A 26,883-nucleotide genomic window follows, 5' to 3' on the forward strand; every position below is an offset into this window, starting at 1 on the left:
TTCCAGCAGAAGTCGCGGTGTTACCCTTCAAAAGCCCTTCTCAGGGCTTTTCTTACGATCAAGGCAGACTTTTCCGACCCTTCAAAGGCGAGGCCGGAAGTGGGAAAAGCGCCGGCACCCTCAAGGAGCCCCTCGCCATGCACGCCATCAGCTTTATCCAGGACTTGGCCGTGATCATGCTGGTGGCAGGGGTGGTCACCATCCTGTTTCACCGCTTCAAGCAGCCGGTGGTGTTGGGCTACATCGTCGCCGGCTTCATTATCGGCCCCCACACCCCGCCGTTTGGCCTGATCCACGATGAAGACACGATCAAGACCCTGGCGGAGCTGGGGGTCATCTTCCTGATGTTTTGCCTGGGCCTGGAATTCAGCCTGCGCAAGCTATTCAAAGTCGGGGCCACGGCGTTTATCGCGGCGTTCCTGGAAATCGTGCTGATGATCTGGATCGGCTACGAGATCGGCCGCTGGTTCGACTGGAGCACCATGGACTCGCTGTTCCTCGGCGCGATCCTGGCAATCTCCTCGACCACCATTATCGTCAAGGCTCTCAACGACCTGAAGATGAAAGACCAGCGGTTCGCCCAGCTGATTTTCGGTGTGCTGATTGTCGAGGACATCCTGGGTATCGGCATCATTGCCTTGCTGTCGAGCATCGCCGTGAGTGGCACGGTCAGCTCCGGCGAGGTGTTCTCCACTGTCGGCAAGCTCTCGCTGTTCATGATCGTTGCGCTGGTGATTGGTATTTTGCTGGTGCCGCGCCTGCTGGCTTATGTGGCCAAGTTTGAAAGCAACGAGATGCTGCTGATCACGGTATTGGGGCTGTGCTTTGGTTTCTGCCTGCTGGTGGTGAAGTTGGAATACAGCATGGTGCTCGGGGCCTTTTTGATCGGCGCGATCATGGCTGAATCCCGGCAGTTGATTAAGATCGAACGCCTGATCGAACCCGTTCGCGACATGTTCAGCGCGATTTTCTTCGTGGCGATTGGCTTGATGATCGACCCGCAGATCCTGCTGCAATACGCCTGGCCCATTGCGGTGATCACCGTGGCCGTGGTGCTGGGCAAGATGCTGTCTTGCGGGCTGGGTGCGTTTATCGCCGGCAATGATGGTCGCACCTCGCTGCGGGTGGGTATGGGGCTGTCACAAATTGGCGAGTTTTCTTTCATCATCGCGGCGCTGGGGATGACCCTGCAGGTCACCAGCGACTTTCTGTACCCAGTGGCGGTGGCCGTTTCGGCGATCACCACGCTGCTCACGCCCTACCTGATTCGTGGCGCGGACCCGCTGTCATTGAAGATCGCGGCGGTAATGCCCAAGCGTATGAGCCGAGTGTTCGGCATGTATGGCGAATGGTTGCGCAGCATTCAGCCTCAGGGCGAGGGGGCGATGTTGGCCGCGATGATCCGCAAGATCATCCTGCAGGTCGGGGTAAACCTGGCGTTGGTGATCGCGATCTTCTTTGCCGGCAGCTTTTTCGCGGAGCGCATCGGTGGGTATCTGGAGGGCTGGGTCAGCGATCAGAGTTGGCAGAAGGCGTTGATCTGGGGCGGGGCGCTGCTGGTGTCGTTGCCGTTTCTGATTGCGGCGTATCGCAAGCTCAAGGCGCTGTCGATGCTGCTGGCGGAGATGAGCGTGAAGCCAGAGATGGCCGGGCGTCATACCCAGCGTGTGCGAAGGGTGATTGCGGAGCTGATCCCCCTCTTGTCGCTGCTGGTGATCTTCCTGCTATTGGCAGCCTTGTCGGCCAGTATTCTGCCGACCAACAAGTTGCTGGTGTTGATTGCCGTGGTCACGGCGGCGGTGGCTGCAGTGCTCTGGCGCTGGTTTATCCGTGTGCATACGCGGATGCAGGTTGCGTTGCTGGAGACGCTGGATAACCACAAGGATACGGAACACTGACTGGCGTTGGCGGGGGCTGCTTTGCAGCCCAGCGGGAGCAAGCTCCCTCGCCACAAAAGCCGGTTGCCAGAGGTCAGGGGACTCAGCTTTCCAGCCAGACGTCCCGTGCCCAGTGCCACACCGATTCCCAGGTTTCTTCAGTAACCAGTTCCTCCTCACCGGACCACAGCACGACGGTGCCGTCTTCTTCGACGCAATAGTAGTCGTCGCCGTCCTGGCAGATAGGGATCAGGCTGCGGTCAACACCGGCATCCCAGGCGTTGGCCGCAACGTCTGGCAGGTAAGTGTGGGACTGTGGGTCGGTGACGGTCACCGGCTCCAGGCTGCCGTAGACCACGTCACTGACGGTCAGCAGGAATTCACGGAAGACAAAGGGGATGTCGATGAACAGTTGTTCCTCGATTTCCACCAGCAGGTCTTCGTCAGGCAGCTCCAAAGGAACCGGGACCGGTTCGTTGGCTTCACGCAGTTGTTCGATGATTTCTTCCACGGCCGGGATCCTCTTGCTAGATGGCGCGGTTTATAGGGGCGTTTTATACAGTAGCTCGCTATAAGTGCAACCGTGAAATAGAAAACCCCGGACATGTCCGGGGTTTTTGTTACCGCTTGCTCAAACGCGCAGGTATTAGCCGTTCTGGCGGATACCGGCGACCAGCCATGGCTGGTCGTCGCCCTGGGCGCGTTCCATATTCCAGCTTTCGCTGAACACTTCGCCCTGGTCGAAGCGCGAGGACTTCGACACGCCGCTGAAGGTCAGGGTGGCGATAGTCTTGTCGGCACGATCATCCACGCCATCGAGCTGTACGCGCAGGTCGTCGATGTAGGTCGACTGGAAGGCGTCACCGATCTCGGCACGTTCGCGCTTGAGGAACTCCAGCAACTGCGGGGTCACGAACTCGGAGATCTTGTCCATTTCGTTGGCGTCCCAGTGCTGTTGCAGGGACTGGAAGTGGCTGCGGGCCGCTTCGACGAAACGCTCTTCGTTGAACCAAGCCGGTGCGTTGATCACCGGACGGGCGGCAGGGGCTGCCGAACCACCGAAGATCGAACCCATGGCAGGCTTCTGTTCGAACGCTTCACGCTGCATCGGCGCGCCGGCTGGAGCCAGGTGCTCCTGCTGCTTGCGGCGACGGGCGGCGATAAAGCGGAAGACCAAAAAGGCGATGACGCCCATGATCAGGATGTCGAAGATCTGCATGCCCTGGAAGCCGTCGCCCATGAACATGGACGCAAGCAGGCCACCGGCGGCGATGCCGGCCAGTGGGCCCAGCCAACGCGAAGCACCGCCGGCCTTGGCAGCAGCGCCAGCGGCACCGGCTGCGCCTGCAGTAGCCGCAGCACCGCCGGCACCGGCGGATGGAGCCATTTGGCTGGTCTGGTGAGTCGGTGCCGCGCCCGAGCTTTTGCCGCCACCGAAGCGTTTGGCGTTGGCGTCGAGGCTCATCGTCAGGCCGATGCACAACGCCATGGCGATGCTAAGAAAACGTTTCATATAGGGAATTCCCATTTGTGGATTGCACGCGCGCCATGTTGCACAGGTGTCGTGGCAGTGGCTAGCGGCATAATGTTTCGGGCTTTTGCGTAAGACCAAATCCGAAGGGTCTGTAGGACCAATTACAGATATTGGCCCGCACGCCTCTAAAACAAGGCTGGGCCAATAATCTTCATGTTACGCAGTGTTTCATGATGGTGGGCTTATTGTGGCCAGAGATTGCTCCCGCTGGGCTGCGCAGCAGCCCCAAAAAACGGGCGCGCTGCGCACGCCAGCGGAAGCAATCTATGGCCACAGGTGATCAGCTCAGACCGCTTCGAGCTTGGCGTAACCCATCATCAGCCACTTGCTGCCCTCGGCGAAGTTCACCTGCACCCGCGCCTGGGCGCCTGCGCCTTCGAAGTTGAGGATCACGCCTTCGCCGAAGATCGCATGCTTGACCTGCTGGCCCAGGCTGAACGGGGTTTCCGGTATTTCGGAACCGGCAAACATGCTGCTGGAGTTCTGTTGCTGGCCACCGCCGAACGGGCGGCTGACGCTGTTGGACAAGCGTACTTCCTGGATCAGCCCCTTCGGCACCTCACGTACGAAGCGCGACACCTTGTTGTAGGTTTCGCTGCCATACAGGCGTCGGGTCTCGGCGTAGGTCATCACCAGGTTCTGCATCGCCCGGGTAATGCCCACGTAGGCCAGGCGGCGTTCTTCTTCAAGGCGGCCGGGTTCTTCCAGGCTCATCTTGTGAGGGAACAGGCCTTCTTCCATGCCCACCAGGAACACATAAGGGAATTCCAGGCCTTTGGCGCTGTGCAAGGTCATCAGTTGGATACTGTCTTCATGCTCGTCGGCCTGGGTATCGCCGGCTTCCAGCGAGGCGTGGCCCAGGAAGGCGGCGAGCGGCGTCAGCTCTTCGTCGTCCTCGGTGTTTTCGAACGCGCGGGCGGCGCTGACCAGTTCCTCAAGGTTTTCTACCCGGGCCTGGCCTTTCTCGCCTTTTTCCGCTTCGTGATAGGCGATCAGCCCGGACTGCTCGATCACGGTCTGAGTCATCAGGTGCAGCGGCATCTCTGCGCACTTGGCGGCCAGGTTCTCGATCAGCTCGACAAACACCCCCAACGCCCCCGCAGCACGGCCAGTCAGGCCTTTGTTGGCGATCAGCAAGCGCATGGCTTCCCACATCGACACATCGGCATGGCGCGCATGGTCGCGGATCGCTTCGACGGTTTTCTCGCCAATGCCACGCGCCGGGATGTTGATCACCCGCTCCAGCGCTGCATCGTTACCCCGGCCTTCCAGCAAGCGCAGGTATGCCATGGCGTTCTTGATTTCTGCACGTTCGAAGAAGCGCTGGCCGCCGTAGATGCGGTACGGGATGCGCTCGCGCAGCAAGGCCTCTTCCAGCACCCGCGATTGGGCGTTGGAACGGTACAGAATCGCGATATCGCTGCGGGCCAGGCCGGTTTTCAGTGCGCTTTCAATGGTTTCGACCACGTAGCGCGCTTCATCGTGCTCATTGAACGCCGCGTACAGGTTGATCGCTTCGCCTTCGCCGCCGTCGGTCCACAGCTCTTTGCCCAGGCGCCCGGTGTTGTTGGCGATCAAGGCGTTGGCCGCCTTGAGGATCCCGGCGGTGGAGCGGTAATTCTGCTCCAGGCGGATGGTCACCGCGTCCGGGAAGTCTTCGGAATACTGGTAGATGTTCTCGATTTTCGCGCCACGCCAGCCGTAGATCGACTGGTCGTCATCGCCCACCACCATCAGGCTGTCACCGCCCTTGGCCAGTAGACGCAACCAGGCGTACTGCACGGCGTTGGTGTCCTGAAACTCGTCCACCAGGATATGGCGGAAGCGTTTCTGGTAATGGGCCAGCAAACCGGGGTTGTCGCGCCACAGGTCGAGGGCACGCAGCAGCAGTTCGGAGAAGTCGATGACGCCAGCGCGCACGCAGGCCGCTTCATAGGCCTCATAAATGCTGCGCATTGTGGCCAGGAACAGGTCGCCGCTGGCTTGGATATGTTGCGGGCGCAGGCCCTCGTCTTTCTGGCCGTTGATAAACCACTGTGCCTGGCGCGCCGGCCAGCGTTGTTCGTCCAGGCCCAGTTCGCGGATCACGCGCTTGACCAGGCGTTGCTGGTCGTCGCTGTCGAGAATCTGGAAGGTCTGGCTCAGGCCGGCTTCCTGCCAATGCGCCCGCAACAGGCGGTGCGCCAGGCCGTGGAAGGTGCCCACCCACATGCCCGCCGGGCTGATGCCCATCAACTGCTCGATGCGATGACGCATCTCGGCAGCGGCCTTGTTGGTGAAGGTCACCGACAGGATGGAATGCGGGGACGCGTTTTCGACCTGGATCAACCAGGCGATACGGTGCACCAGCACTCGGGTTTTACCGGAGCCAGCACCGGCCAGGACCAACTGACGGCCAACGGGGGCCGCTACGGCCTGGCGTTGGGCATCGTTGAGAGAGTTCAGCAAAAGAGAGAGATCATCGCGCATCGACGCATTCTATGGGCCTTGGGGGGCCTGGGCAAATCCCAATGCCGGATGGTCGATGCAAAACGCCTGCACGCTACCGACGCGGCGAACATTCTGACGGGGGGGATGACCGGTTGGTCATCGGCCGCAGCCCATGCCGTGTCTTGCTCAAGCGGTCTGGGCCAAAGGTTTGCGGCCAATCGCAGGAGGTTTTTTATGACTTGTAGCAGTTTGGCCCAGGCGCTTGCTTGTGTATGCTCCGTCGACGTTTCGGGCTCACCATTATAAGAACACCGCCTATGACCCTTAGCACCGACCTGTTTGGCCCCTCGCCGGCCCCGGCACAGGTCATCCGTAAACACTATGCAACCGAAATCGCGGTTGAGCGCACGCGCCTGCTGTATCAAGGTTCGTTGCTGCCGACGCTGCTGATGCTGGTCAACGGCCTGGTCTGCGCCTGGTTGCTGTGGAACCCCAATCAGTACCTGCTGGACAGCGTCTGGCTGCTCTGGCTGCTTGCCCTGGTGGCGATGCGCGTGATTCAAGTGGCAGCCTTTGATTCGGCCATGCCCAGCCGGCAGGCCCAGCCCGTGTGGCGCCGTATGTTCATGCTCGGCTCGGCGGTCAGTGGCCTGACCCTCTCCGTTGCGGCCATTGCCCTGGTGCCCACGGACAGCTTCATGCATCAGGCCTGGGTGTTTGGCCTGATCGGCGCCGCCACCTTGTCGGCCAGCGTGGCCTATGCCGTGAGCTTTTGGGCTTACCTGTCGTTTGCCTTGCCGTGCCTGGTGCCGGCCATCGTCTACCTGTTCTGGGATGGCACCCCACAGCAACAAGGCTGGGGCGTGCTCGGGCTGATCCTGCTGGCGTCCCTGAGCCTGGTCGCGTGGCAGGTCAACCGCCTGATCCAGCGCGGGTTGTTGCGCCGTTTCCAGAACCAGGCCCTGATCGAGCATTTACAGCAGGCGCAGCAACGCAGTGAGCAGTTGAACCAGGACCTGGTGCGCGAAGTCGAGCAGCGCCGCGAGGTGGAGCAGAACTTGCGTGAAGCCCAGGTCGGTCTGCAAGATCGTGTGGCGCAACGCAGCCAGCAATTGGATGCTGCCAGCCTCGCCTTGAGTAAAAGTGAAGCGCGCCTGGCTATGGCCCTGCAAGCCAGTGAGCTGGGCCTGTGGGACTGGAACCTGCAAACCGACGAGGTCCACCACACGCAACTCAAGGAGTTGTTTGGCCTGGAGCCCGAATACGTCACGGCGATGCTCAGCCACCTCAAACCGCGCCTGCACCCCGACGATCTGCCACTGCTCAAGCACGCACTGGTAGAGCATCTCAAAGGCCGCAGCGAGGATTATCAGGTGGAGTACCGGATACGTCATGGCGATGGGCATTGGGTGTGGATCGAAGACCGCGGGCGCGCCGTGGAGCGCACACCCAGTGGCCGCGTCGTCCGTATGCTGGGCACGCGCCGCGACATCAGCGCCGGCAAGGCGGTGGAGGAGCAGCAACGCCTGGCTTCGACGGTGTTCGAGGCGGCCAGCGAAGGCATTGTGATCCTCGACCCGAACTACGCGCTGATCGCCGTGAACCAGGCGTTCAGCCGCGTCACCGGTTTCGACATCGACGACATGCTTGGCCGCAACGTCGTGGAACTGCCCAGCAGTCGCGATGCGCGGCGCCACTTCCCGCTGATCCGCCAGGCATTGCTCAGCCACGGCACCTGGCAGGGCGAATTGGTGGAGACGCGCAAGAACGGCGAACTGTACCCGCAATGGCTACAGCTAAATGTGGTGCGTGATGTACGGGGGAACGTCAGTCATATCGTAGGATTCTTCGCCGATCTGTCCGCCCGGCGCGAGTCGGAAGAGCGCATGCGCTACCTCACCCACTACGACGAGTTGACCGGCCTGGCCAACCGCTCGCTGTTTCGCGAACGGCTGCGCGAAGCTCACCAGCGGGTGCGCCAAGGCGGTCGCAGCCTCGCGCTGCTGCATATCAACCTCGACCGCTTCAAATTGCTCAATGACAGCCTGGGCCATGAAGTGGCCGACCAACTGCTGCAGAAAATGGCGCGGCGCTTGATCAACGCGCTGCCGGAGGCCGACACCATTGCGCGCCTGTCCGGTGATGAGTTCGCCGTACTGTTTGACGCCTATGGCAACTTATCCAGCCTGGCGCGGGTGGCGACCCGGTTGCTGGCGAAGCTGCGCGTGCCGGTGAACGTGGAGGGCCATGAGCTGGTGGTAAGCGCCTCTATGGGCGTCAGCCTGCTGCCTGATAACGCACGGGAGATTTCTGCACTGGTCAGCCAGGCGAATATGGCGATGCAGCACGCCAAGCATTTGGGCGGTAATAATTTCCAGTTCTTCACCGACAGCCTGCAAGCCAGCACCCTGGAGCGTTTGCAGCTGGAAAACCACCTGCGCAAAGCCATCGACGAGCGTCAGCTCACGGTGTTTTACCAACCCAAGCTGTGCCTGGTCACTGGCAAGCTGAAGGCTGCCGAGGCGTTGGTCCGCTGGGAGCATCCGCAATGGGGCATGGTGCCGCCGAGTGACTTTATCGGTTTGGCGGAAGAAACCGGCTTGATCGTGCCGTTGGGCGAATTTGTGCTGCGCCAGGCCTGCTGGCAGGCCTGCGAATGGCAGCGTCAGGGGCTGGCGCCGATTCGCGTGTCGGTCAACCTGTCGGTGCATCAGCTGCGCCAGGGCAAGCTGGTCAGCCTGGTGCGCCAAGTGCTGGAGGAAACCGCACTGGACCCGCAGTACCTGGAGCTGGAACTGACCGAAAGCCAGTTGCTCGACAGCGTTGAACACATCATCGCCACCTTCCAGCAATTGCGCGACCTGGGGGTGAAGCTGGCCATCGACGACTTTGGCACCGGTTATTCGTCCCTCAGCTACCTCAAGCGTATCCCGGTGGACTACGTAAAAATCGACCAGGCCTTTATCCGGGGGCTTGGCCAGGGGCGCGAGGATGCGGCCATCACCCGTGCGATCATCGCCATGGCCCACGGGTTGGCGCTCAAGGTAGTGGCCGAAGGAGTGGAGGATCAGCAGCAGCTGGATTTCCTGCGCGGTGAGCAGTGTGACGAGGTACAGGGTTACCTGATCAGCCCGCCCATGAGGGCCGAAGGGCTGGCGGATTTGTTACGCAAAAACGCAGATTTTTCTTAACGCAGCGTAGGCCGCCTTTATGGCTACATAGCGGCTGCCCGCTGAATCAGAGGGGAGCAGGGCGATTTAGTGATGCATCTAACGGGCAAAACGACAATTCTTGTAGTATAACTACAAGCTTGCTACATCCCTGGCGCCTGCCAATAACAAGAGTCCTGCCCTTTGAACCTGTTGCAACATATCGCCCAGTCGCGCCACCTGTTACGCAAATCGGAACTCAAGGTTGCCGATCATGTGCTGCTTGACCCTGCGGCTGTGATGCACAGTTCCATGGCCGACCTGGCCCACAGCGTGGGCATCAGCGAGCCGACCATCGTGCGCTTCTGCCGCGCCATTGGTTGCTCCGGCTTTCAGGACCTCAAGCTCAAGCTGGCGCAAAGCCTGGCTGCCGGGGCGAGCTTCGGCCAGTTTGCAATCCATGAAGACGACTCCGTCGCCGACTACAGCCTGAAAATCTTCGACACCACCTTACACACCTTGATGGAAGTGCGTGAGAAGCTCGACCCGGTGGAGCTGCAAAAGGCCGTGACCGCAATGTCCCAGGCCCAGCGCGTCGAGTTCTACGGCTTCGGTGCGTCCGGCGCGGTGGCGGCCGATGCCCAGCACAAGTTTTTCCGCCTGCTGCTGACCGCTGCGGCCTACAGCGACCCGCACATGCAGGCGATGTCGGCGGTGACCTTGAAGCCCACTGACGTGGCCATCTGCATTTCCCAATCAGGTCGTTCCAAAGACCTGCTGATCACCGCCAACCTGGTGCGTGAGAGCGGCGCGTCGTTGATTACCCTGTGCCCGAGCCAGACGCCATTGGCCGAGTTGTCCACGGTGAACCTGGCGATCGACGTGCATGAAGACACCGAAATCTACACGCCGCTGACCTCGCGCATTGCCCACCTGGTGGTCATCGACGTGTTGGCGATGGGCGTGGCCATGGCCCGTGGCCCGAGCCTGGTCAACCACCTCAAGAGCGTGAAGCGCAGCTTGCGTAGCCTTCGCCTCTCGCCAAAATCCGTCAAAGCCCTCGACGACTAAGCCCAGGCCATACTCGGTCAAAGTGTGGGAGCTGGCTTGCTGTGGCGAGGGAGCTTGCTCCCGCTGACTGCGCAGCAGTCTCCGGCTTTTTGGGGGCGCTTCGCACCCCAGCGCAAGCAAGCTTGCTCGCCACAGCGAACCAGCTCCCACAGGGAGTTTGCGTCAATTTCGCAAGATTCATCATCCTGTAATCCCCGCGCCGCCAAACCGTCATCCCCCACGCCCATCCTGTACTCCCCGTACTCGCATTGGGAGACTCCAAATGACCCGGCCCTACGAAGACAGCAACAGCACCGTCAAGACCCGTCGTCAGCAGGAAGACCAGCGCCGCATGGCGTTCCGTCGCGCCATCGAAGACCGTTGCGAGGAGCGCCAGTTGCTCCAGAGCATCAGTGACTACCCGGAACTGCATTGGCAGGCATCCGTGGCTGCCCAGCGAAACGCTCAGCCAGCGCGCTGATCTGCACCCGTTCGCTGCGAATAAAGCCCAGGAACGCATGGGCCACCGGTGACAGGCGTTTAGCCTTGGCCTGCACCAGGCACCAACTGCGGTACAGCGGCAGTTCTTCCACCGGCAGCTCCTTGAGCCCGCCGGTGGCCAGCTCCAGGTTCAAGGCGTGGCGCGTCAGCAATGCCACGCCCAACCCTGCACTCACACATTCACGCTGCGCCTCGGCCGAGGCCACTTCCACCGTCTGGGTGAAGTGCACGCGTTTTTCCTTGAAGTATTCCTCGCAGGCCAGTCGCGTGCCAGAGCCCGGCTCGCGGATGAGCAGGGTATAAGGCTCCAGGTCCTGCAAGCGCAGTGGCCCTTGCAGGCTCAACGGATGATCTGGCAGCGCCACGGCGACAATCGGATTGTTGAGAAACGGCAGGAATTCCAGGCCCATGTCCTGGGGCACCATGGACATGATCACCAGGTCGTCGCGGTTGTCCGAGAGCCGGCGGATCACCTGGGCACGGTTGACCACCGTGAGCTGCAATTGCACTTCCGGATGCTGGCGCTTGAAGGCGGCGAACAGGTGCGGCACGAAATACTTGGCGCTGGACTCCACCGCCAGTTTCAGTTGGCCTTGCAGTGAGCCCTGCATGTCCGACAGCTGCATATCGAGGTTTTCCAGGCGCCCGAAGATGTCGCGGCTGGCCCGTTGCAAAGCTTCGGCGGCCTCGGTCATGTAGAGTTTTTTGCCGACATAGTCGAACAGCGGTTGGCCGATCAGTTCTTCCAGCTGGCGAATTTGCAGGCTGACCGCCGGTTGGGTGAGGGACATTTCCTCGGCGGCACGGCTGTAGGAACGCAAATCACACACTTCATTGAAGATCTGCAATTGACGCAATGTCATACGCATCAATGACTTACGCATTTTATAAAGCCTCGGCCCCTTGGTGTTCCGGCCAACTATAAGTCTTTACTTATACACAACCCAATAATTATTGATTTTTGTTAATTCTCCTGTGCGCATAGTGTGTGTCTCGCGACTGTCATGAAACATTTGGTCACGCGCCGGCCCGGCTGCAACGGGTCGAAGCACGCAAATCGGCTCAAGGGAATTTCCAAGTGATAAAAAAGATCCTGATCGCCAACCGTGGTGAAATTGCCGTACGAATCGTGCGTGCCTGCGCCGAGATGGGCATTCGCTCGGTCGCGGTTTATTCGGACGCCGACCGCCATGCGTTGCACGTCAAGCGTGCCGACGAAGCCCACAGCATCGGTGCCGAGCCACTGGCCGGTTACTTGAACCCGCGCAAGCTGGTGAACCTGGCGGTGGAAACCGGCTGCGATGCGCTGCACCCCGGCTACGGCTTCCTGTCGGAAAACGCCGAATTGGCAGATATCTGTGCCGAGCGCGGCATCAAGTTCATCGGCCCCTCGGCAGAAGTGATTCGCCGCATGGGCGACAAGACCGAAGCGCGCCGCAGCATGATCAAGGCCGGTGTGCCGGTCACGCCGGGCACCGAAGGCAACGTTGCCGACATCCACGAAGCCCTCACTGAAGGCGACCGTATCGGTTACCCGGTGATGCTCAAGGCCACCTCCGGTGGTGGCGGCCGTGGCATTCGTCGTTGCAACAGTCGCGAAGAACTTGAACAAGCCTTTCCCCGCGTGATTTCCGAAGCCACCAAGGCCTTCGGTTCGGCGGAAGTGTTCTTGGAAAAATGCATCGTCAATCCCAAGCACATCGAGGCGCAGATCCTCGGCGACAGCTTTGGCAACGTGGTGCACCTGTTCGAGCGTGACTGCTCGATCCAGCGTCGCAACCAGAAGCTGATCGAAATCGCCCCCAGCCCGCAACTGACCCCGGAACAGCGCGCCTACATCGGCGATCTGTCGGTGCGCGCCGCCAAGGCCGTGGGCTACGAGAACGCCGGCACCGTGGAGTTCCTGCTCGCCGAGGGCGAGGTGTACTTCATGGAGATGAACACGCGGGTGCAGGTGGAACACACCATCACCGAAGAAATCACCGGCATCGATATCGTTCGCGAGCAAATCCGCATCGCCTCCGGCCTGCCGTTGTCGGTCAAGCAGGAAGATATCCAGCACCGTGGTTTCGCGTTGCAGTTTCGTATCAACGCTGAAGACCCGAAGAACAACTTCCTCCCAAGCTTCGGCAAGATCACCCGTTACTACGCCCCTGGCGGCCCCGGCGTGCGTACCGACACGGCGATCTACACCGGCTACACCATCCCGCCGTTCTATGACTCCATGTGCCTGAAACTGGTGGTGTGGGCGTTGACCTGGGAAGAAGCCATGGACCGCGGCCTGCGTGCCCTGGACGACATGCGCCTGCAAGGCGTGAAGACCACTGCCGCCTATTATCAGGAAATCCTGCGCAACCCGGAATTCCGTAGCGGCCAGTTCAATACAAGCTTTGTGGAAAGCCACCCTGAGCTGACCAACTACTCGATCAAGCGCAAACCCGAAGAGCTGGCCCTGGCCATCGCCGCCGCCATCGCCGCCCACGCAGGCCTGTGAGGAATATAACAATGAGCAAGAAGATCTTCGTAACCGACACCATCCTGCGCGACGCCCACCAATCGTTGCTGGCCACCCGCATGCGCACCGACGACATGCTGCCGATCTGCGACAAGCTCGACAAAGTTGGCTACTGGTCCCTGGAAGTCTGGGGCGGCGCGACCTTCGACGCCTGTGTGCGCTTCCTCAAGGAGGACCCGTGGGAGCGCCTGCGCCAACTGCGTGCCGCACTGCCCAATACGCGCCTGCAAATGCTGCTGCGCGGCCAGAACCTGCTGGGCTACCGCCATTACAGCGACGACGTGGTCAAAGCCTTCGTGGCCAAGGCGGCGGTCAACGGTATCGACGTGTTCCGCATTTTCGATGCAATGAACGACGTGCGTAACCTGCGCGTGGCCATTGAAGCGGTGAAAGCCGCTGGCAAACATGCACAAGGCACTATCGCCTACACCACCAGCCCAGTGCATACCGTGGAAGCGTTCGTGGCCCAGGCCAAGCAATTGGAAGCCATGGGCTGCGACTCCATCGCGATCAAGGACATGGCCGGCCTGCTCACGCCCTACGCCACTGGCGAACTGGTCAAGGCACTCAAAGCCGAGCAGAACCTGCCGATCTTTATCCATTCACACGACACCGCCGGCCTGGCCGCGATGTGCCAACTCAAGGCCATCGAAAACGGTGCCGACCACATCGATACGGCCATCTCCAGCTTTGCCTGGGGCACCAGCCATCCGGGCACCGAGTCGATGGTCGCAGCCCTTAAAGGCAGCGAGTTCGACACCGGCCTCGACCTGGAACTGCTGCAAGAGATCGGCCTGTACTTCTACGCCGTGCGCAAGAAGTACCACCAGTTCGAGAGCGAATTCACCGCCGTCGACACCCGTGTGCAAGTCAACCAGGTGCCGGGCGGGATGATCTCCAACCTGGCCAACCAGCTCAAAGAGCAGGGCGCTCTGAACCGCATGAGCGAAGTGCTGGCCGAGATTCCACGAGTGCGTGAAGACCTCGGCTTCCCGCCACTGGTAACGCCGACCTCGCAGATCGTTGGCACCCAGGCGTTCTTCAACGTATTGGCCGGCGAGCGCTACAAAACCATCACCAACGAAGTGAAGCTCTACCTGCAAGGCGGTTACGGCAAGGCGCCGGGCACGGTGAACGAAAAACTGCGCCGCCAGGCCATCGGCAGCGAAGACGTGATCGACGTGCGCCCGGCGGATTTGCTCAAGCCGGAAATGACCAAGCTGCGCGGCGAAATCGGCGCATTGGCCAAGTCCGAAGAAGACGTGCTGACCTACGCCATGTTCCCGGACATCGGGCGCAAGTTCCTCGAAGAACGCGACGCCGGCACCCTGGCCCCTGAAGTGTTGTTGCCGATCCCGGAAGCGGGCGGCGTGGCCCGTGCTGGCGGTGAAGGTGTACCGACCGAATTCGTTATCGACGTGCACGGCGAAAGCTACCGTGTGGATATCACCGGTGTCGGTGTAAAGGCCGAAGGCAAGCGTCACTTCTACCTGTCCATCGACGGCATGCCGGAAGAAGTGGTGTTCGAGCCGCTAAACGAATTTGTCAGCAGCGGCGGCAGCAAGCGCAAGCACGCGACCGAACCGGGCCATGTCAGCACGGCGATGCCGGGCAATATCGTCGATGTGCTGGTCAAGGTCGGCGACGTGGTCAAGGCCGGCCAGGCCGTGCTGATTACCGAAGCCATGAAGATGGAGACCGAAGTGCAGGCAGCGATTGCCGGCAAGGTCGCCGCTGTTCATGTGGCCAAGGGCGACCGGGTGAACCCTGGGGAAATCCTGATCGAGATCGAAGGCTGATTACTCAGCCTTCCAACTACCGCTTAAACCTCGGGGGGGCATGTGCCCCCTTTTTTTTGCTGATTTTTTGACCATCAGGCGGTGATTGCCGGGCTCTCCTTGCGTTTGAATTCGACAAAAATGCCCTTCGGGGTGTAGATCAATTCAGGTTCCAGGGTGGTCAGGTTACTGCTGATGGCGCCGAACCTCCCATCAATGGTGGTCGCTTTGGCGATGGGTAGCTGGCGCTTGAGCAACTCGTCGCTCTCTGGCTGTACGTCAAGGTGCAGGGTGGGGTTCCCCAACGTTAATGTGTTGCCGACGTTCAGCACGGAGTGCTGTTGATCCACGCCGATTTTGAAATTCACGCTCGATCCTGGTTTCAGATTCAGATCATTGGTGATCCTTGTCCGCGCCGTAATAGCGGGGTCGAGCAGCAGGGTGCCGGCTACGTTAAGATTGTCGACGTTACCGCCGGAGTAGCTCGCGCCCGGCTCGATATCCATTGTGCCCTTGATCCCACTACGGTTGATCAACGTCGCGTCGCTGTACACCTTGCCTTGTCGGTTGGCGTGCAGTGCACCGGTCAGCTCCCAGGAGCCTTTGCCGACCCACAGATGCTGCATTCTTGTCGCCCCTTCAAAAGTCCCTCCTTCAGCATCGTCGAGAATCACCTGATTGGTGCCACTGCCCCCATCCACTTCGCCGTTGAAACGGCTGCCTTTCTTGATAATCAACAGATCGTCACCGCCTCCCATGTCGAGGGCTACGCCGTTGCCGCCGGTGATAACGCCCTGATTGGTCACTTCATCGGCTTTATTTCCGTCCAGCTTCACACCCGTGCCTGTTGCACCGGTGATGCCCCCTCGGTTATCCAGCCAGACAGAGGTGAGCCCGGAGCTGACCAAGCCATGAACAGGCGCCTTGATCTGTACATCCGGGCTGTTGACGATTTCAACGGCTGTCATGAGGTGGGGGTTAGCCAGATTGGCGTCGCTTTGGGTCAGTTTGGCCAAGTGGTCGATATTCATACCGTGACTGCTCGCTGAGCCTGGGGTAGTCATGAGTTTGATGGTATGGGTATTGAGCAAGCCATTGGACGGTTGGCTATGGGCAGTCTTGAGCTCGCCAGACAACGCTGGCGGGTGTGCAGGTGGCTCTGCTGGTGTGGCCGGGGTGACGGCAGCGGCGAGGGACTGGGTGCCATGGGCAAACAGCATGCCCATGGAAGGGATATACGAGAATGGCGAGATCATGGTTTCCGGCCTCTTCGGTGTAGGAGGCCGGAGTGTAGCGAGCACAATCACCGGCTTAATGTCAGGCGTTGTAACCGGCTTGAGCGTGAAGTTTCCTCAGTTGCTGTCTTAAAACCCCATCTTCCATTCGCCTACCAGCCCATGGTTACGGCTGTTACTGCCGACCTCAGCGGTGTACGCGACGCTCAGTGCCTGATGAGCAGAAAGGCCTATGTCCAACCCCGTGCGCAGGGCCAGGCTGTCGCGGTTCAGCGAGACACCATCGACGGTGAAATCACTCTTTTCTCCGGTCAGGTCAATCAGTCGGGAAGATTGCTTCACGCTGCTTTGCACGTCGCCGTAGAGGTGCTTCCAGTGGGTGCTCAAATGCGGGGACAGGCTCATTTTGTTATCAAAACGATAAAGGCTGCCCAAGCGAAGCCCCAGGGTGCTGCTGAGGTTTTGCTGGGTTTGCGCACCGACATTCAACGCCGCAAAGCCGCCTTTCTCCTTGAAGCCTTCACGATGGTAGCGCTGGTACCCCAGGCCTGCGAACGGCTCGACGCTTAACGTATCCTTGCCCAGCTGGTAGCCCATTTCGCCAAACACGGTTTGGCTTTGGGCCGTGTATTTGCCTTTGAGTTGCTCGCGATAACCCAAGAAGTCGATATCGACACCGCGTTTGTTTTGCCCGTCATGGTTGCTGTGGATGGCACCCAGGCGCAGAGCCAGCGGGCCGTCCTGGCGTACGGCGTATGCGCCCAGATGCCAGCTGTCGAGCGCTGCTTTGAAACGCTTGTGCTCAAACTCGCTTTCGGATTTGCCTCCCACCACACCGGCACGCCAAGCGTGATCGACTGCCCAGTCGGCGCCCAGAACAACGCCCTTGGTGCTTTGCTGCAACCCGACGCTGCCATATTGGCCGTCAAGTTTGCCGTTGTGGCTGAGGCCTTTTACCCAGATGCGGCCATCGGCATCGTCTGCGACGTTTGCTGGCAGGTCGCGCAGGACCGAGAGCAGCGTGTCGCTGACCTGTTGCGTGCTCATTTGGGTGGCTGCGGCAAGGTTGGCGTTCTGGCTGCCCGCGAGTTGTTCGAGGGCCTGAGCGACCTTCCCCGGTGCGAGGTTATTGAGGTATTCGCCGATATTGCCCAGTTCGTACCTGTCCCAGGGGGTGAGTTTGTCTGATTCAAGTAGCGATTTTACCGCCGCGTCAACGGCCAGCGCCAGGCGCTGGCCGTTGCGAGTGTTTGTGTGTTCGGCCAGGTAAAAATCGACGGGGGCGTCTGTCGAAAGGCGATGCAAGACGCCGTCACGATTGATTGACCCGGTCAGTTCTGTGATCCCGGACCGATCGAACACGTGTTCCACGCTTCCCTGCGCTTGGGCAAATTGAATGCTGCTGGCGGCCAGCCCGAAGGACATGACGAGCACGAGTCGCTGTAAGGTGAATGGCATGCAGTCCCAACCTCTTGATTAATGAGGCCGGGAATTTAGGCGAGGTGAGGGGGGGATAACTGTCAGGCCATCGACCCCTGATTTGCGGGAGTTGTCTCTAGTACGGTGCGATTAAAAACTCATCTGCCATTGGCCGGTCAGTGCATGGTTGCGGCTGTTGCCGCCCACTTCGCCTGTATAGCCCAGGCCCAGGCGATGGCGGGCGGATAAGCCCAGGTCCAGGCCCGCTTCCAGCAACAGGCTGTCCCGATCCAGGGCGCTGCCTTGCACATTGAACGCCGTGCCCCCCGCCAGGAAAGCCTGGCCGGTGGTGCTGTCGACATCGCCATAGGTGTGCTTCCAGCCAACGCTGGCGCGGGGTGTGAGGCTGACGCCGTTGTCCAGCTGGCTCAGGTGCGCCAGGCGCAGGCCGAAGGTGCTGCTGAAGTTGTCCTGGGTCTGGCCCTTGACGTGTAACGCAGCGGCGCCGCCTTTTTCTTTATAACCGTCGCGCTGGTAGCGCTGGTAGCCGAGGTTGGCGAACGGCTCTGCGCTCAAGCGACCTGTGCCAAGGGCGTAGCCCAGTTCAGCAAAAGCCTGCTGGCTGTTGGCGTCATAGTCGCCTTTGGGGCGGTCGTTAAAACCGTTGAAGGCCACCGTGCGTTTACTGTCGCCTTGGTGCCCGCTGTAGGCAGCACCCAGGCGCAAGGCCAGTGGGCCACTCTGGCGCAGGGCATAGACGCCGGCGTGCCAGCTGTCGACGCTGCCGTCCACACCGGCGGTGTCCAGGTCGGTCTTGGAATAACCCCCCAGCACCCCCAGGCGCCAGTCGCCGTCCAGCGCCCAATCGGCACCGAGCACTGTGCCCTTGGTGCGTTGGGTCAAACCGTTACTGCCGTGCTCGCCGTCGAGCTTGCCGTAGCTGCCGATACCTTGCAGCCACAGGCGGCCGCGGGCGTTCGGGTCATTGAGGTTGCGCACCTCGGCGGGTACGCCGGTGGCCGCCAGTGCGGGTGTGTCTTTGCCGTCCAGCCCCACCAGCAGTCCCGCACCGCCGCCCACCTGGTGCATGGCGGTGAGCATGCTGTTGCCCACTTGAGCACTGGCATTGAGGGTGGCGCTGGTGAGGCTCGCAGTGCTGCTACCCGCCAGTTGTTCGATGGCTGCACCGGCCGTGGCGGTGGTGGTATTGAGCAGGGCGTTGTACAGCGGATTGTTCGTGCCCAGGCCCGCCAGGCTGCTGGCGGCGCTGGCACCGTTGGCGGTTCTGGCGAACTGGTTGAAGGCGATGTCGTTACGTGTGTACGTGAGGCCGACCTGAGTGGCGCTGTAGTCCAGGGTTGGGGTCAGGAAGGCGTAGTCGCTGGTAACCTTGCCAAACGTGCCGTTGATGCTACCGGCTTGCAGCACGCTGTAATGGCTTTGCCACGGGTAGGTGCCTTCGCCGGGGTTGACCGCCAGGGTCGCGCCATTAAGGTAAGCGGTGCCGCCGACCTTGATCGGTGCGCTACTGCCGTCGGCGTTGACGCCATAGGCGAGGGTCGAGCCGCTGCCCATGCGCAAGTCACGGCTGATGCTGGCGGTACCCAATGCGGTGTTGGTCTGCAGGGTGCCGTTCATCAGCAGGCTGCCCACCGAGCCGCCGCCGGCATACACACCGCCTGCATCGACCGTCACATTACCGGCAATGCCGCCTTGGTTGACCAGCTTGGCACCGCTGGAAATCTCGCCGCCGTCGCTGAAATCACCCTGGCCGGTCAACGTCCAGATGCCTTGCTTGACCTCCAGCCATTCAAGGTTGCGGCTGTCGCCAAAACTGCCCCCTGCGACGTCGTCCAGGGTCAGTCGGTCGTAACCGCTGCCGCCGTCCACTGTGCCGATAAAGCGGCTGCCATTGCGCAAGATCACGTGGTCGTCACCGCCGCCCAAGTCCAGGGCCAGGCCATTGCTGGCACTGATCGTGCCGCTATTGATGACTGTGTCGGCGTAATTGCCGACGAACTTCACACCAAAGCCATCCAGGCCTTGAATCGTGCCGTGGTTCTCCAGGGTGGTAGTCGCAAGCCCGGGCCCGTCGCTGCCGTCGTCCACCAGGATGGCATTGTTGGCACCACTGATCAGCGCGCCCTGGGCGTTGTAGATAGCGCCGCCGCCCAGGGCGATCCCGTCGCTGCCGTTGGCAAAGCCGTTCTTGTCGACACCCCCGGCGCCGACACCCTGGATGACGCCGTAGTTTTCGATATGGGCGATCTTGTCGATGTCCACGCCGTCACCGTCGCCATCCGGTTGCAGCCCGGAGAACGCGCCGGTGATGGTGCCGTGGTTGATCACAGTGCCGTCGCCATCGGAACCAAAGCCCGAGCCGTTGCGGCCGATCACCGTGCCGTAGTTGGTCAGCGTGGCGCCCTCGTCCGTGGTGATGCCATGGCGGCCACCGGAAATCAGGCCGTAATTGGTGACCGTTACGCCGCTGGCGGAGTCGATGTCCACGCCATCGAACTTGTCATCGCGGGAGAAGGTGTTGCCGGTGGAAATCTCGCCGTAGTTAGTGATAGTGGCGTTGGCGCCGGTCTTCATGCCGTCGCTGGCCTCCCCGCGAATCAAGCCACCGGCACGGTTGATGATGGTGGTGGTGACGTTGCTGCTGCGCAGCGCATCCAGGTCCAGCCCTTGGCCGGTGGCCGAGCGAATGGTGCCGCTGTTGTCGATCAGCACGCTACCGCTGGCAAAGTTATTGTTGATGCGCAACGCATCATTGGCGCCTTGGATCACCCCGCCGGCAAGGTTGTAAATGCTGTACCTGCGCTCCCCGCTGACACTTCCTGAACTGTCGATACCCCGACCGCCACTGGAGACCAGCTTGCCCGCGTTAGTCACCACCACCCCCGCACCGCGGGTGCCGTCCTTGAGCGTCACCGCCACCCCAGAGGTTGTAATGCTGCCAGGCGCCGACGTGGTCAACGTATCACTGCCCCCCAAGGTTTGCCCCTGGGGGGTAGGCGTGTCGATCTGCAGGGTTTTGGCTGCGGCTGCTTCGATGAAACCACCGCTGGCCAACAGGGTGATGGCGAGCGCGAGGCGTTGAGGAGACGGGGGCATGCTGGGCGACCTTGTTATGGCAAGCGAGTCGACCTGTATAGCGGAGGGGAGTTGCAGGAATGTGTCGAAAAGATGACGACAATGAATATGCAATCTATTGCAGATCCTTGAGCCTATTCAGCCTGAGCGCTGCAATATATTGCACATTCTGCACGTCAACCGCGCCGCACGTAGCCCTTGCCGAAATGCCGCTCCATCCGCGCCTGGATCAATTCGAGCCCCAGGGACATCACCCAATAAATGATCGCCGCCGTCGTGAGCATCTCGATATAGCGGTAGCTTGAGCGGCCATAGGACTGCGCCAGAAACATCACTTCCCACACGCCCATCACCGAGATCAGCGACGAATCCTTGAGCATCGAGATGAACTGGTTAGTGGCCGGCGGGATGATGGTGCGCATGGCCTGGGGCAGGGTCACGTGCCAGAAGATCGCCCTGTCGCGCATGCCCAGGGCCAGCGCAGCCTCGCGTTGGCCGTGGGGCACGCCGAGGATGCCGGCCCGGAAAATCTCGCTCAGGTAGGCGCCGTAATTCAGTGACAACGCGATGATCCCGGCGACGATGGCGCCTGGCACCAGCCCCAATTGCGGCAGGCCCAGGTAGATCAACAGGATCTGGATCAGTAGCGGCGTGCCGCGAAAGAACGAGGCGTAGAAACTGGCAATGCCGAACGCCACGGCACTTTTGGACAGGCGCCCCAACGCGGTGATAAAGCCCAGCACCGACGACGCGACAATGGCGCACAGGCACAAGAACAGCGTCAGCGCCGCGCCTTGCAGGAAGCCGTTGGGCGCAAGGTGCAGGCCGACCAGGTTGGGCAGCTTGTCGAGGATGATCGAGAACTTCAGGTCAAAGCTCAGGAAAAAACTCGCAAACAGGGCGAACAGCGCCGCCCAGGTCAGGTAAAGCCGTAGGCGAAAACTCATCGGCTTATATCGGCGCCGATCCATTTTTGCGACAGCGCGCTCAAGGTGCCGTCCTGCTTGAGCTGGGCGAAGACCTCACGCACTTTGCTGTCCCACTGCGGGTCGCCTTTCTCGATGGCCACCGAGTTGGGCTCCGAGTACAGCGGCGCACCGGCGAGCTTGAAACGCTTGTCCTGGGTCAGGCGCGGCTGCGCGGTGACCAGGTTGGTGAGGATCGCATCCAGGCGCACGCCAGCGCCCAGGCCCAGATCCTGGAACGCCACGTTGTCGGTGTCGTACGGGGCGATCTGCACCTCCTCGAACGGGTACTGCAACTGCGTGTCTTCGGCGCCTTCGATCACCAGGTTCTTGTTCAGGTAGCTTTCGTAGCTAGAGGCGCTGGTGAGGCCGACTTTTTTGCCGGTCAGGTCCCGGGCGTCGTGGATGCGGTCGTCCTTGGCATTGACCACGATCACGGCGGGCGAAGCGTAGTACTCCACCGGGAAGTCGAACACCTCGGCGCGTGCCTTGCTTGGGGTCATGGAACAGATGCAGATGTCGTAGCGCCCGCTCCAGCGGCCGGCGGCGATCACGTCCCAGGACGGGGTTTCCAGGCGCAACTTCACGCCCAGTTTTTGCGCCACGGCCTTGGCCACGTCCACGTCGAAACCGTCGAGCTGATTCTGGTCATTGAGAAATGAAAACGGCGGATAGCTTTCCATCAGCACGCCGACCAGCTCTTTCTTCTGCTCGACACGATCCAGCGTGGCACCGCCAAAGGCTTGGGTTGAAGCAGCCAACATCGTCAGGCCCAGGGCCAACAGCGGTCTGAATTTCAAAATCGAACACCTGAATAAAAAAGAGGTTGTTATTAACCGAACGGTACGCATTAAATAGTTATAAGAACGACTCTCATAGTGAGTTATTTTCATAAGCATATGAGTAAAAAGCATATGGGCGCAGTAAGCACAGTAATTCTCGATGGTGGCATGGGCCGTGAACTGCAACGCCGTGGCGCGCCGTTCCGTCAGCCGGAATGGTCGGCACTGGCCTTGAGCGAAGCGCCGCAAGCGGTGGAGGCGGTGCACGCGGCCTACATCGACAGTGGTGCTAATGTGATCACCAGCAACAGTTACGCGGTGGTGCCGTTCCACATTGGCGAAGCGCGGTTTGCCCAAGAAGGGCAGGCGCTCGCCGCCCTGGCCGGTGAGTTGGCGCGACGGGCGGTGCAGGCCTCCGGTAAAGCCGTGCAGGTAGCCGGCTCACTGCCACCGCTGTTTGGCTCTTATCGCCCAGATCTGTTCCAGGCCGAGCGCGTCAGTGAGTTGCTCACCCCCTTGGTGAACGGCCTGGCGCCGCATGTCGATCTGTGGCTGGCGGAAACCCAGAGCTCAATCGCTGAAGCGCGTGCGATCCATGCCGGGTTGCCGAAAGATGGCAAGCCATTCTGGCTGTCGTTTACCTTGAAAGACGAAGACACCGACGAGGTGCCGCGCCTGCGCTCCGGCGAACCGGTGGCGGACGCAGCCGAGGCGGCGGCGCAACTGGGCGTGCAGGTATTGCTGTTCAACTGCAGCCAGCCGGAAGTGATCGGCGCGGCCATTGATGCGGCGCGGGCAACTTTCGAACGATTGGGTGTAGCGATTCAGATCGGCGCCTACGCCAACGCTTTCCCACCGCAACCGAAGGAAGCCACGGCCAACGATGGTCTGGACCCGTTGCGCGACGACCTCGACCCGCCCGGTTACTTGCAATGGGCGGCCGATTGGCAAGCGCGCGGCGCCAGCCATCTGGGTGGATGCTGCGGCATCGGACCCGAGCATATTGCGGTGCTGGCCCAGAAGTTGGCTGGCTGAGCCTAAGTTCCGAGAGTCGCCACCCTCCAATGTGGGAGCTGGCTTGCCTGCGATGGCATCAACTGGTTTGCCTGATACACCGAGGTGTCTGTATCGCAGGCAAGCCAGCTCCCACACATGTGAGCATTAATCCCGACACTCTGTGAGTGTCTTCAACTGGCCCGAACCACTCTGGTTCGCCTGCGACAACCACGCCTCAAACCCGGCACCGACCTTCGGCCATTCCGAATCCAGGATCGAATACCACGCCGTATCGCGGTTCTGCCCCTTGACCACCATGTGCTGGCGGAACACCCCTTCAAAACTGAACCCCAAGCGCTCGGCTGCGTACTTGGACCGCGCGTTGCCGTTGTTGCACTTCCACTCCAGCCGACGGTAGCCCTGCTCGAACGCATATTTGGCCAGCAGGTACACCGCTTCGGTGCTTTTCGGCGAGCGCTGCATGGGTGCGCCGAAGGTGACGTGACCGATTTCGATACGGCCTTGCGCCGGGACGATGGACATCAGGCTGAGGATGCCCTGAACCTGGCCCGTCGCACGGTCGATCACGCTGAAAAAGTACGGGTCGCTGTGGGCTGCGTGATTGTTCAACCAGGCGTCGAAGGCACTGCGCTCGGTGAACGGGCCGTAGGGCAAGTAATCCCACAGCTTCGGATCGGCCCCTGGGCCGTCAAGGGCTTGCCACAGTTGATCGGCATGGCGCGCCGGGTCGAGCTTTTCCAGGTGGATAAAATGCCCTTCAAGCAGTTGCGCAGTCGGCGCCGGGACGCCTTTCCAATCAGCGAGGGAATTGATCATGCAGTGCTCCTTAAAGACCTTTGCGAAATTGGATGAAGCCTGGGCGTTCGGCGATGCGCTCATAGAGCTGGATCGCCGTGGCGTTGGTCTCATGGGTCAACCAGTGCACCTTGCAGCAGCCATCGGCCTTGGCGGTGGCGTAGACGAATTCGATCAGCTTGCGACCGACGCCTGTGCCACGTTGGGCTGGGTCAACCAGCAAGTCCTGCAGGTAGCAGGAGTTCTCGATGCTCCAGTTGGAGCGATGGTAGATGAAGTTGACCATGCCCACCGCCTTGCCGTCCTCCCAAGCCAGTGCCGAATGGGTCGGCTCGCTGGGGTCGATCAGGCGTTGCCAGGTGCTTTGGCTGACGGCGTCCGGCAATTCGGTGTTGTAGAACGCCAAGTAGGCCTGCCATAGCGGCAGCCAGGCGGCTTGGTCGGCGGCTGTGACCTGGCGAATGTCGATCAAGCTCATTCTGAAACTCCTTGGGGAATAAAGCGGGCGAGGGTCTGGTCACGTACATCGGCACTGGCGGCCAGGCCGTCACGGACACCGGCCATGTCGGCGGCGCTGCGGTTCTGGCTGAGTTTGCGTTTGCCCACCAGGCGTTCGATCGGCAGGGCAAAGCCGACAATGGCCTTGAGCATGCCGTCGATGTAGTCCGCCGGTGCGTCGCTGACACGCCAGGGTTGGGCGCGGGCGCTTTCATGGCGGTCGGTGAGGGCGGTGACCACCTTGAGCAAGCGCTCGGCGTCGCTGAATACCGCAGGCGTGCCATAGGCGTGCACGGCGATGTAGTTCCAGGTCGGGACCACTTTGCCGTGCTCGGCCTTGGCGGGGTAAAACGCCGGGCTGATATAGGCGTCGGCACCGGCGAAGATCACCAGCGCTTCACCGCCATTTTGCAGCTCGCGCCATTGCGGGTTGGCTTTGGCCAAGTGACCGTACAGCGTGCCATTGGGCCCTTCATCGGGGTTGAGCAGCAAGGGCAAGTGGCTGGCTTGCAGGCCGTTTTCACCCACGGTTACCAACTGCGCCAGACGGGTGTGCTGGATCAGTTGCTGGATTTCGGGCAAGTCATCGAGAGCAAAGGCGCGGGGTGTGTACATGGAGATTTTCCTTGGCGAATGCCTGCATCCTAGGCAGGCTATTGGTTCGTTGTAAGAGCCATCTAGCGCTATTTTCATAGGTCCAATATGCCGCCTGTTTCGCCACCGCTGTCCTTCAACCCCGCCGGTATCGAGCTGGACCGCCGCCAGGGCCTCACGCGCCAGCTTTATGAGGCCCTGCGCCAGCGGGTATTGGATGGGCGATTGGTCAGCGGCACGCGGTTGCCCGCAACCCGAGATTTGGCGACAGCCTTGTCGATTTCCCGCAACAGCGTGGTGCGCGCCTACGACCAGTTGTATGCCGAAGGGTTTATCGAGAGCCGGGTGGGTGATGGCACCTATGTTGCCCAATTGCCGATGCCCCAAAAACTATCCACAAAAGTATCCACAGGGTTGTCAACAGGCTTATCCCCAGGGTTATCCACAAAATGGGCAAATTTACCCGAGGATTTGGATGACGAAGTTATCCACAGTGCCGGGTTGGCGCGGGTAAAAGACCACCACCTGCCTCAGCCGCCTTCGGGGCCGCCTCGGGCATTTCGCGTGGGCGTACCCGCCTTCGATCTGTTCCCGTTTGAGGTATGGGCCAAGCTGAATGGGGCGTTCTGGCGCAAACCCGACCTGGAACAGCTGTGCTATGGCGACCCGGCAGGTGATCGCCGCCTGCGCGGTTTGATCGCCGCGTACCTGCGCAGCTCGCGTGGCATGCAATGCACGGCTGAACAAATTGTGATCACCAGCGGCGCACAGCAGGCCATCAGCCTTTGTGCACAGTTGCTGGTGGAGCCTGGGGATGGCGTGGCGGTGGAAAACCCTGGCTATCGCGCGGCCGGCCATGCATTCGCTTTGGCCGGGGGGCGACTGCACGGCGTGCCGGTGGACGGTGAGGGCATGGATTGCCAGGTGCTCAGTACCCTCAATGATTGCCGCGTGGCGTATGTCACGCCTTCCCATCAGTATCCGCTGGGCGTGGTGATGAGCCTGGCACGCCGCCTGGAGTTGCTGGCCTGGGCCGAGCGTTCAGGCGGCTGGATCGTGGAGGACGATTACGACGGCGAGTACCGCTACAGCGGCGCGCCGCTGTCACCATTGGCCGCGCTGGATCGCAGTGGCCGCGTGCTGTACGTGGGCACCTTCGGCAAGGTGGCGTTCCCGGCGTTGCGTCTGGGTTACCTGGTGTTGCCACCGGGCCTGGTGCAAGCCTTCACCCGGCGCCGCGCGGTGGACGTGCGTCACTCCGAAGTCAGCACCCAGGCGGTGATGGCCGAGTTCATGGCGGCGGGGCACTTCCAGCGCCACATTCGCCGGATGCGCCGTGCTGCGTTGAGCCGTCGCAATGCCTTGTTGGCTGGATGGTCAGAGGCATTGCCCGGTGTTGGCCCATTGCCCAACGTTGCAGCGGGACTGCACTTGACGGTGCGTGTCGACAGCGTGTCCCGCGAGCAACAATTGCTAAAGCAAGCTCATGCAGTCGGTGTAGAGATCAACGGCTTGAGCACCTATTGGCTGCCAGACTCCAGCACACCGCCGGACCAACGCGCCGGCCTGGTGCTGGGGTTTGCTGCCGTGCCTGAGTCGGGCATTGCGCAGGCGCTGGAGCGTTTGCGTCTGGCTTGGCTGCCATAAG

20 protein-coding genes are annotated in these 26,883 nt (G+C 61.1%); 8 read left to right on the forward strand and 12 right to left on the reverse strand.

Annotated elements, in window-relative coordinates:
• Positions 1-137: 137 nt before the first annotated feature.
• Positions 138-1,898, forward strand: coding sequence for a cation:proton antiporter (locus FXO12_RS18545; protein ID WP_057975224.1), 1,761 nt, complete (start codon positions 138-140; stop codon positions 1,896-1,898).
• 82 nt (positions 1,899-1,980) lie between these two features.
• On the opposite strand, the gene FXO12_RS18550 is transcribed toward FXO12_RS18545, so the two are convergent.
• From FXO12_RS18550 to uvrD, 3 genes are all read right to left on the reverse strand, one after another.
• Positions 1,981-2,388: an SMI1/KNR4 family protein gene (locus FXO12_RS18550; RefSeq protein WP_034129154.1), complete on the reverse strand. Its 408-nt coding sequence runs from the start codon at positions 2,386-2,388 to the stop codon at positions 1,981-1,983.
• A gap of 135 nt (positions 2,389-2,523) precedes the next feature.
• Positions 2,524-3,390, reverse strand: a complete 867-nt coding sequence (locus tag FXO12_RS18555) for a Tim44 domain-containing protein (RefSeq protein WP_003195740.1) — start codon at positions 3,388-3,390, stop codon at positions 2,524-2,526.
• A gap of 306 nt (positions 3,391-3,696) precedes the next feature.
• Complete coding sequence (uvrD, locus tag FXO12_RS18560) at positions 3,697-5,880, reverse strand: DNA helicase II (RefSeq protein ID WP_014720554.1); 2,184 nt, start codon at positions 5,878-5,880, stop codon at positions 3,697-3,699.
• 278 nt (positions 5,881-6,158) lie between these two features.
• Here uvrD and FXO12_RS18565 point away from each other — a divergent pair, with 278 nt between their 5' ends.
• From FXO12_RS18565 to FXO12_RS18575, 3 genes are all read left to right on the forward strand, one after another.
• Positions 6,159-9,032 (forward strand): bifunctional diguanylate cyclase/phosphodiesterase, encoded by a 2,874-nt coding sequence (locus FXO12_RS18565; RefSeq protein WP_060772792.1) that lies wholly within the window; start codon positions 6,159-6,161, stop codon positions 9,030-9,032.
• 162 nt (positions 9,033-9,194) lie between these two features.
• Positions 9,195-10,061: a transcriptional regulator HexR gene (hexR, locus tag FXO12_RS18570; RefSeq protein ID WP_003177007.1), complete on the forward strand. Its 867-nt coding sequence runs from the start codon at positions 9,195-9,197 to the stop codon at positions 10,059-10,061.
• A gap of 262 nt (positions 10,062-10,323) precedes the next feature.
• On the forward strand, positions 10,324-10,521 hold the full coding sequence (locus FXO12_RS18575; RefSeq protein ID WP_072445664.1) for a PA3496 family putative envelope integrity protein: 198 nt from the start codon (positions 10,324-10,326) through the stop codon (positions 10,519-10,521).
• On the opposite strand, the gene FXO12_RS18580 is transcribed toward FXO12_RS18575, so the two are convergent.
• A complete protein-coding gene (locus tag FXO12_RS18580) occupies positions 10,451-11,425 on the reverse strand; it encodes a LysR family transcriptional regulator (protein ID WP_057975225.1) in 975 nt (324 codons plus the stop codon). The two genes, FXO12_RS18575 and FXO12_RS18580, sit on opposite strands and share 71 nt — an antisense overlap.
• A gap of 194 nt (positions 11,426-11,619) precedes the next feature.
• On the opposite strand from FXO12_RS18580, the gene FXO12_RS18585 reads away from it, so the two are divergent.
• Positions 11,620-13,035, forward strand: a complete 1,416-nt coding sequence (locus FXO12_RS18585) for an acetyl-CoA carboxylase biotin carboxylase subunit (protein WP_003195732.1) — start codon at positions 11,620-11,622, stop codon at positions 13,033-13,035.
• An 11-nt stretch (positions 13,036-13,046) separates the two neighbouring features.
• Positions 13,047-14,855 (forward strand): sodium-extruding oxaloacetate decarboxylase subunit alpha, encoded by a 1,809-nt coding sequence (gene oadA / locus FXO12_RS18590; protein WP_034129149.1) that lies wholly within the window; start codon positions 13,047-13,049, stop codon positions 14,853-14,855.
• A gap of 74 nt (positions 14,856-14,929) precedes the next feature.
• Here oadA and FXO12_RS18595 read toward each other — a convergent pair whose 3' ends face one another.
• The 5 genes from FXO12_RS18595 to FXO12_RS18615 form a co-directional block, all read right to left on the reverse strand.
• Positions 14,930-15,865, reverse strand: a complete 936-nt coding sequence (locus tag FXO12_RS18595) for a hypothetical protein (protein WP_127880328.1) — start codon at positions 15,863-15,865, stop codon at positions 14,930-14,932.
• Positions 15,866-16,198: 333 nt separating this feature from the next.
• Positions 16,199-17,527, reverse strand: a complete 1,329-nt coding sequence (locus FXO12_RS18600) for an autotransporter domain-containing protein (RefSeq protein WP_057975227.1) — start codon at positions 17,525-17,527, stop codon at positions 16,199-16,201.
• Between the two features lie 111 nt (positions 17,528-17,638).
• Entirely contained in the window at positions 17,639-20,605 is a 2,967-nt protein-coding gene (locus FXO12_RS18605) for an autotransporter domain-containing protein (RefSeq protein ID WP_057975228.1), read from the reverse strand.
• A gap of 155 nt (positions 20,606-20,760) precedes the next feature.
• Complete coding sequence (locus FXO12_RS18610; RefSeq protein ID WP_014720547.1) at positions 20,761-21,531, reverse strand: amino acid ABC transporter permease; 771 nt, start codon at positions 21,529-21,531, stop codon at positions 20,761-20,763.
• On the reverse strand, positions 21,528-22,349 hold the full coding sequence (locus FXO12_RS18615) for an ABC transporter substrate-binding protein (protein ID WP_020302822.1): 822 nt from the start codon (positions 22,347-22,349) through the stop codon (positions 21,528-21,530). Before FXO12_RS18615 ends, FXO12_RS18610 begins: the two co-directional genes overlap by 4 nt.
• A 114-nt stretch (positions 22,350-22,463) precedes the next feature.
• Here FXO12_RS18615 and FXO12_RS18620 point away from each other — a divergent pair, with 114 nt between their 5' ends.
• Positions 22,464-23,366 carry a homocysteine S-methyltransferase family protein gene (locus FXO12_RS18620; protein WP_034129144.1) on the forward strand — a complete coding sequence of 301 codons (903 nt, stop codon included), beginning with the start codon at positions 22,464-22,466 and terminating at the stop codon, positions 23,364-23,366.
• Between the two features lie 126 nt (positions 23,367-23,492).
• Here FXO12_RS18620 and FXO12_RS18625 read toward each other — a convergent pair whose 3' ends face one another.
• The 3 genes from FXO12_RS18625 to FXO12_RS18635 are packed head-to-tail and all read right to left on the reverse strand — an operon-like array spanning position 23,493 to position 25,256.
• Entirely contained in the window at positions 23,493-24,164 is a 672-nt protein-coding gene (locus FXO12_RS18625) for a GNAT family N-acetyltransferase (RefSeq protein ID WP_057975230.1), read from the reverse strand.
• A gap of 10 nt (positions 24,165-24,174) precedes the next feature.
• Positions 24,175-24,621 carry a GNAT family N-acetyltransferase gene (locus FXO12_RS18630; protein ID WP_057975231.1) on the reverse strand — a complete coding sequence of 149 codons (447 nt, stop codon included), beginning with the start codon at positions 24,619-24,621 and terminating at the stop codon, positions 24,175-24,177.
• Entirely contained in the window at positions 24,618-25,256 is a 639-nt protein-coding gene (locus FXO12_RS18635; protein WP_034129141.1) for an FMN-binding negative transcriptional regulator, read from the reverse strand. Before FXO12_RS18635 ends, FXO12_RS18630 begins: the two co-directional genes overlap by 4 nt.
• An 87-nt stretch (positions 25,257-25,343) precedes the next feature.
• Between FXO12_RS18635 and FXO12_RS18640 the strand changes: the two genes are divergently transcribed.
• Positions 25,344-26,882: a PLP-dependent aminotransferase family protein gene (locus FXO12_RS18640; protein ID WP_057975232.1), complete on the forward strand. Its 1,539-nt coding sequence runs from the start codon at positions 25,344-25,346 to the stop codon at positions 26,880-26,882.
• Position 26,883: the final 1 nt, after the last annotated feature.

It is taken from the genome of Pseudomonas sp. J380 (assembly GCF_009827115.1).
In the GTDB taxonomy this organism is placed as follows: Bacteria; Pseudomonadota; Gammaproteobacteria; order Pseudomonadales; family Pseudomonadaceae; genus Aquipseudomonas; species Aquipseudomonas paracarnis.